Genomic DNA, 6000 nt, shown 5'->3' with positions numbered 1-6000 from the left:
GTCGACACCGATGATGTTGCCGGCCCGAGCGGCGATCGCCCGAGTAACTCGACCGGCACCACAACCCACATCAAGAATCCGGCAGTCAGTACCGATGCCCCGCCACCGCGCCGAGCACCGGCGCGAGCGCATCCACCGCGGCCGGCAGGTACACCGCGTACGCCGGATGCAGGCACACCGGGACCGGCGTGCCCTCGCAGATCGGGGTGTAGGGCACCGGCCGGTCGTCGGCGGCGCGGTGCAGGACGGGGATGGCGACCATCCCGTGCGGGTCGATCCGCGCGGTGCCGGCCAGGGCGGCGGCCGACCCGGCGGCGAGGAGCCCGGCCGCGGCGACGGCGGCGGCGGACCGGCGCAGCCACGGCCCGCCGGACCCGGCCGGCAGGCCCAGGACGCCGAGCAGCGCCGCGGTGCACCCGGCGAGGAACAGCAGCTGGGCGATCGGCAGGTCGGGCAGGTACCGGTAGAACGTCGCCACCCCCTGGTCGGCGCCGAGGTTCCAGGGGTTCGCGACCAGCGGCGAGATCTGCCAGTGCGAGCGGTCGCCGTGGATGAGCTGGACGGTGAGCTGCAGCGCGAGGAACACGCCGACGGCGGCGACGGGCGCGGTCAGCCGGCTCGGGCGCAGCGCGCCGGCGGCGAACCCGGCCGCGGCGAACGCCGGCAGGCTGGCGGCGCCGACGACCGCGGGCCACCACAGCGGCCCGCCCCACGCGCCCTGCGCGGCGGTCACGCCGTACAGGACGCCGACACACACCAGGTAGGCCAGCAGCGCCCAGCAGGTGGTGGCGGCCCAGGCGACGACCTGCCGGGCCCACCGCGGCCGGGCGGTCGAGGTCAGCAGGCCGGTCATGCCGTGGCGGCCCTCCCGCGACCCGATCCACGCCGCGACCCCGACGACGCTCGGCGCGAACACCGACACGGCGGCGGTCTGCATGCTCGTCGCGCGGATGTTCCACAGCGGCGGGTACGCGACGCCGCGCCGGAACGCGACGAGCCAGAACAGCAGGCCGAGCAGCGGCAGCATCCACACCATCGCGTTGCGGCGCAGCTCCAGCCGCAGCAGCCGGGCGGTCACGGCCGTGCCTGCGCGGTGTCGGTGCCCGCCTGCGCGGCAGCGGCGAGGACGGCGCTGTAGCCGCGTTCGAGCGGGGCGTCGCCGGCGGCGTCGGTGCCCTCGCCCCGCGCGGTCAGCTCGCCGGGGGTGCCCCGGAAGACCAGCTTCCCCTGCCGCAGCAGCGCCACGTCGGTGCAGGCGGCGCCGACGTCCTCGACCAGGTGCGTGCTCACGACGACGGTGCCGGTCCCGCCGAGGTCGCGCAGCAGCGCTCGGAACGCGACCCGCTGCTCCGGGTCGAGGCCCGCGGTGGGCTCGTCGAGCAGGATCAGGTCGGGCTCGTTGACGATCGCCTGCGCGATGCCGACCCGGCGCAGCATCCCGCCGGAGAGGGTCCGCAGCTTCGCGCGGGCCTGCCCGCCCAGGCCGACCCGTTCGACGGCGGCGGCCACCGCGCGTGGCACGGCGGCGGCCGGCATCTCCTTCAGCAGCGCGAAGTACTCGACGAACTCCACGACCGTGAACCCCGGGTAGTAGCCGAGGTGCTGGGGCAGGTAGCCGAGCCGCCGCCGGATCCGCCGGCGCTCCCGGTGGTCGCCGGGGTCCAGGCCGAGCAGCCGGATCCGGCCCGACGACGGCGGCAGTACCGTGGCGAGCATCCGCAGCAGGGAGGTCTTGCCGGCGCCGTTCGGGCCGAGCAGCCCGACCACGCCGGGGCCGGCGGTCAGCGTCACCCCGGCGACCGCCTGGGTGCGGCCCAGCCGCCGGGTCAGGTCCGTGATCTCGACGTTCATGACGCCTCTCTCGTGAGCCGGGTGGCGAAGAGCGCGACGGCCGCGCAGCAGGCGGCGACCGTCAGGTACGGGACGACCAGCGCGGCCTCGGTGACCGCGGCCGTCATCCGCCCGGCGGCGACCCGCCCCGACAGGACCGTGATGACCCAGCCGGCGACGCCCGCCGCCACGCCGGCGTTCGCCGAGCGGGCGAGGGTCGCGGCGGCGAGGGCGAGGGCGCAGACCGCGGTCATCGGGACCAGCCAGCCGAACGTGACCGCCGTGGCCGTGCCGGACGCGACCGACGCGCCGAGGCCGAGCAGCGCGTTGAGCCCGAAGACGGCGAGGGCCCGGACCAGCAGCACGAGCCGATCGCTGACCGCCATGCTGCACGACAGCTCCCACGCGGGGTCGATGCCCGGCCCGTACGCGTAGGCGATGCCGGCGGCGGCGACCGCGGGTGCGCACAGGGCGACGTACGGCGTCCCGGTCCCGCGCGTCGCCAGGACCCCGGCGGCGAGCACGACGACCGTGGCGATCACCCAGCCGAGCAGCAGCGACGGCGTGGTGACGAGGGCCCGCGCCAGCCCCGCCGAGCGCAGCAGCCGCCCGGCGAGCCGCTCCACGGGGCCCGGCCGTCGCCGCCACACCTGCGCGGCCACACCGACCCAGACGCGACCCAGGTCGACGTCGTCAGGCTCAGTCACTGTGCACCTCCGCCCTGCAGCGCGGCCCGCAGCAGCCGGCGGATCTGGTGCGCGCGGCTCTTCACGGTGCCCGCCGGGACACCCATCAGCTCGGCCACCTCGGCCACGGTGCGGTCCTCCTCGTACATCAGCCGCCACGTCTCGCGCTGCGGGCTGCCCTCAGGTCCGAGGGTCTCGACGGCCCCGGCCAGCTCGACCCTGGACAGCGCCGCGTCGATGGGGTCGGGCAGCTCCCCGACCTGCTCCTCGACTGTGGCGAGGACCGTCTCCGGGCGGCCGCGTCTGCGCAGCCACAGGGCGGCCTGCCGCCGGGCGATGCCCCACAGCCAGCCGCCCGCGCCCTCCCGCCGGTAGCTCCCGGCGCCGCGCCACGCGCCGAGGAACGTCTCCTGCAGCACGTCCTCGACGTCGGCGGCCGGCAGCGCCGCGCGCAGCCGGGCGGCCAGCCACGGCGCGTGCCGTGAGAACAGCACCCGCAGCGCGGTGTCGTCGCCGCCGGCCATCGCGGCGATCAGCGCATCGTCGTCCATCACCCACTCTGTTGCGCCGCGGCGGCGTCTGGTTCGCCGATGCTCTCAGTTTTCCGTTTGCCGTCGCAGGTGTCGTACCGACGACGGCGCCAACGACAGGAGCACGGTGACGGTCATGACGGCCGACGCGACCAGCAGCCACGCGCGTTCGCCGGCGGCGGCCGCTACGGGCCCGGTGAGGGCGAGGCCGAGCGGGCGCATCACGAACGAGCCGACCTGGTCGAAGGCGAACACCCTGGCGAGCTTGTCGGGGGCGACGTGCTGCTGGATGGCCAGGTCCCAGTTCACGCTGAACACCTCGAGGCCGAGCCCGTGCAGGAACGCGCCCGCCATCACCACCGGCAGCGGCACCGGCAGCGCCATGGCGAGGGGGAAGCAGGCGGTCAGCGCGAGGAACGCGGTGCCGGCGAGCAGCATGCGGCGCGGCCGGTACCGCAGGGTGACGACCCCGCCGACCATGAAGCCGGCCATCAGCGCGGCGAGGGCCCAGCCCCAGGCGGTGTCGCCGAACCGGTGGGTCATCAGGACCGGCCCGAGGACGCCCTGCACGCCGCCGTAGACCAGGTGGTAGATCAGCGCCTGGACCAGCAGCATCCACAGCCACGTGTGCCGGAGCACCTCACGGGCGCCGCCGGCCAGGTCGTCGAGCATCGAACGGGCTGGGGCCTTGTCCTGCCCCGTCACCCGCATGGCGGTGAAGCAGGCCGCGGCGGCGGCGAACGTCGCGGCGTCCACGGCGATCGCCCAGCCCGGCCCGAACAGCCCGACGAGCAGGCCGGCGAGGCTGAAGCCGAGGATCATCGCCGTGTTCTGCGACAGGCGCAGCACCGACACGGCGGTCGGCAGCGCCGCGGCGGGCACGGTCTGCGGGACGACGGCGCGGGAGCTCGGGCCGGCGACCGCGGCGAGGCCGCCGTTGAGGGCGCTCATGACGGCCAGCATCGGCACGGTCGCCGCGCCGGTCGCCAGGCTCACCGCGACGACGGCCTGCGACAGGCACGAGAGCGTGGCGGCGACCCGCATGAGCAGCGCGCGGGAGAACCGGTCGCCGAGGACCCCGGCGAACAGGGTGGTGACCACGTCGACCAGCGCGTACGCCGCCACGACCAGGCCCAGCTCGGTGGCCGACCCGCCGAGGTGCAGCACCGCCAGGGCCATCGCCACGGGGGTGATCGCCGACCCGAGCCCGATCAGCGTCCGCCCGGTGAGCAGCCACCGGAACGGCACCGACTCCCACGGTCTCGTCGGGTTCTTCGCCTGCCTGTCGAGGACGTCCAGCATGTCCCCGACGGTATTTCGCTGGCGAATTATTTGTCAACGAACTGTTCGCCAGCGAATGAATGCTAGGATGCCGGGATGGGGCAGGACTTCGCCGACCGCCACGTCGCCCGCTGGCGCGACCACTGGATCGACATCCCGTTCGACGACGCGATCGAGGCCGCCACCGTGCGCCTGGCCCGGATCTCCCGCCACTTCCGCGACACCAGCCAGACCGCCGCGGCGGAGGTGGGGCTGCAGCAGTTCGAGTACGAGACGCTGCACCACCTGATGGTCCGAGACACCCCCGGCCACGCCTCGCCGCGCGCGCTCGCCGACGACCTGGGCGTCTCCCCGGCCGGCATGACCGGCCGCCTCGACACCCTGGAGAAGGCCGGCTACATCAAGCGGACCCCCAGCCCCACCGACCGCCGCAGCGTCGACATCGAGGCCACCACCGCCGGCGTCGCCATCTGGCGCCGCGCGATGATGCTCCGCGGCCGCGCCGAGGAGGAGCTCCTCGGCGCCCTCTCCGAGCGCGAGCTCGCCACCCTCAACCGCCTGCTGAAGAAGCTCACCACCGCGACGGAGACCCAGTAGCGACTCTGCGCCTACGGTTCGGCCCGGTGCTCGGCCGCCGGGGCCGTCGTGAGCTCCTCCTCCGGCACGGGCCTGGCCGGCAGCTCGTCGGGGTTGAGGGCGAGGAACACGGCGCCGGCCACGGCGCCGGCGAGCAGCTGGGCGACGATGTAGAGCACGGCCGTGTACCACGTGAGCAGGCCCATCAGCCAGACGCCGACGGTGACCGCCGGGTTGAACGCGGCACCGGAGATCCGGCCGACGGCGATGGCGCCCGCGGCGACGGTGAAGCCGATCGCCAGGCCGTAGAAGGAGTTGTTCGGGTTCGTCTTGCTCGTGGCCACGTTGAGCATGACGTACACCAGCGCGAAGGTGAACAGCACTTCGACCAGCAGCGCCGTGAACAGCTCCCGGCCGGACAGCTGCAGTGAAGCGACGTTGCGCGGGTTCACCACCCACCGGGTCACGACGGCACCGACCACCGCCGCGACGACCTGCGCGGCCCAGTAGGCGATCGCGTCGGGCAGCGCCAGCTTGCGCCGGACGAGGACACCGGTGGTCACCGACGGGTTGTAGTGCCCACCGGAGACGTGCCCACCCGCGTAGACCATGACCATGAGCACCGCGCCGATGGCCAGCGGAGCGAGCGGCGTCCCGGTCAACACGCTGGTGCCGACCGTGAACACCAGGAAGAACGTCCCGATGATCTCCGTGATGTAGGCGGCGTGCTTGTGCATGACAGCCCTCCTCGGCACAGACGGGTCTCGCTCCGGTGCCGCGACCCAGACAGGCAGGCAGTCGGAGCGTGCTGACCTCCCTGCCCCCGCCGGCCTCAGGTAGGCCAGCCAGCGCTGACGAAATACTGAAGCGGACGACTTCGTCATCGGCTCTCATCTCCTCGGCGATCCGCTCGCTGGCAACCTGCACCCGCAACGCCGGGTAGCTGAGCCGCCGCAGGTACAACGCAGCCACCGATTGAACAGTGCGCCTCTGGGGCGGCCTGGAGCGCCTCGAGGACCGATTCGCGGCCGAACCGGGGAACGGCCGCGGCGGCTCACGTGACGAGCCGCCGCGGCAGCTCACGGTGCGGCGGCTCG

7 protein-coding genes are annotated in these 6000 nt (G+C 74.2%); 1 reads left to right on the top strand and 6 read right to left on the bottom strand.

From position 1 onward, the window contains the following. Nucleotides 1-85: 85 nt before the first annotated feature. From AB0J72_RS31960 to AB0J72_RS31940, 5 genes are read right to left on the bottom strand one after another with little or no spacing between them, the layout of a single operon-like run. A complete protein-coding gene (locus tag AB0J72_RS31960) occupies nt 86-1078 on the bottom strand; it encodes a hypothetical protein (protein WP_363405055.1) in 993 nt (330 codons plus the stop codon). Next, nucleotides 1075-1851, bottom strand: a complete 777-nt coding sequence (locus AB0J72_RS31955) for an ATP-binding cassette domain-containing protein (protein ID WP_363405053.1) — start codon at nt 1849-1851, stop codon at nt 1075-1077. The genes AB0J72_RS31960 and AB0J72_RS31955 overlap by 4 nt, the downstream gene beginning before the upstream one ends. Next, a complete protein-coding gene (locus AB0J72_RS31950) occupies nt 1848-2537 on the bottom strand; it encodes a hypothetical protein (protein WP_363405051.1) in 690 nt (229 codons plus the stop codon). The genes AB0J72_RS31955 and AB0J72_RS31950 overlap by 4 nt, the downstream gene beginning before the upstream one ends. Then, nucleotides 2534-3067: an RNA polymerase sigma factor gene (locus tag AB0J72_RS31945; protein ID WP_363405049.1), complete on the bottom strand. Its 534-nt coding sequence runs from the start codon at nt 3065-3067 to the stop codon at nt 2534-2536. Before AB0J72_RS31945 ends, AB0J72_RS31950 begins: the two co-directional genes overlap by 4 nt. A gap of 45 nt (nt 3068-3112) precedes the next feature. Then, nucleotides 3113-4348, bottom strand: a complete 1236-nt coding sequence (locus AB0J72_RS31940; RefSeq protein ID WP_363405047.1) for an MFS transporter — start codon at nt 4346-4348, stop codon at nt 3113-3115. A 75-nt stretch (nt 4349-4423) separates the two neighbouring features. Here AB0J72_RS31940 and AB0J72_RS31935 point away from each other — a divergent pair, with 75 nt between their 5' ends. Further along, a complete protein-coding gene (locus AB0J72_RS31935; protein WP_363405045.1) occupies nt 4424-4924 on the top strand; it encodes a MarR family transcriptional regulator in 501 nt (166 codons plus the stop codon). Nucleotides 4925-4935: 11 nt separating this feature from the next. On the opposite strand, the gene AB0J72_RS31930 is transcribed toward AB0J72_RS31935, so the two are convergent. Then, nucleotides 4936-5640, bottom strand: a complete 705-nt coding sequence (locus tag AB0J72_RS31930; RefSeq protein ID WP_363405043.1) for an aquaporin — start codon at nt 5638-5640, stop codon at nt 4936-4938. Nucleotides 5641-6000 lie beyond the last annotated feature (360 nt).

This window comes from Dactylosporangium sp. NPDC049742, assembly GCF_040674675.1.
Lineage (GTDB): Bacteria > Actinomycetota > Actinomycetes > Mycobacteriales > Micromonosporaceae > Dactylosporangium > Dactylosporangium maewongense.
This window is presented reverse-complemented; position numbering and strand designations above follow the sequence as displayed.

Bases quoted from the DNA above. Each gene is read 5' to 3' on its own strand.
- AB0J72_RS31955 (WP_363405053.1), bottom strand. From the start codon at position 1,851: ATGAACGTCGAGATCACGGACCTGACCCGGCGGCTGGGCCGCACCCAG.
- AB0J72_RS31945 (WP_363405049.1), bottom strand. From the start codon at position 3,067: ATGGACGACGATGCGCTGATCGCCGCGATGGCCGGCGGCGACGACACC.
- AB0J72_RS31940 (WP_363405047.1), bottom strand. From the start codon at position 4,348: ATGCTGGACGTCCTCGACAGGCAGGCGAAGAACCCGACGAGACCGTGG.
- AB0J72_RS31935 (WP_363405045.1), top strand. From the start codon at position 4,424: ATGGGGCAGGACTTCGCCGACCGCCACGTCGCCCGCTGGCGCGACCAC.
- AB0J72_RS31930 (WP_363405043.1), bottom strand. From the start codon at position 5,640: ATGCACAAGCACGCCGCCTACATCACGGAGATCATCGGGACGTTCTTC.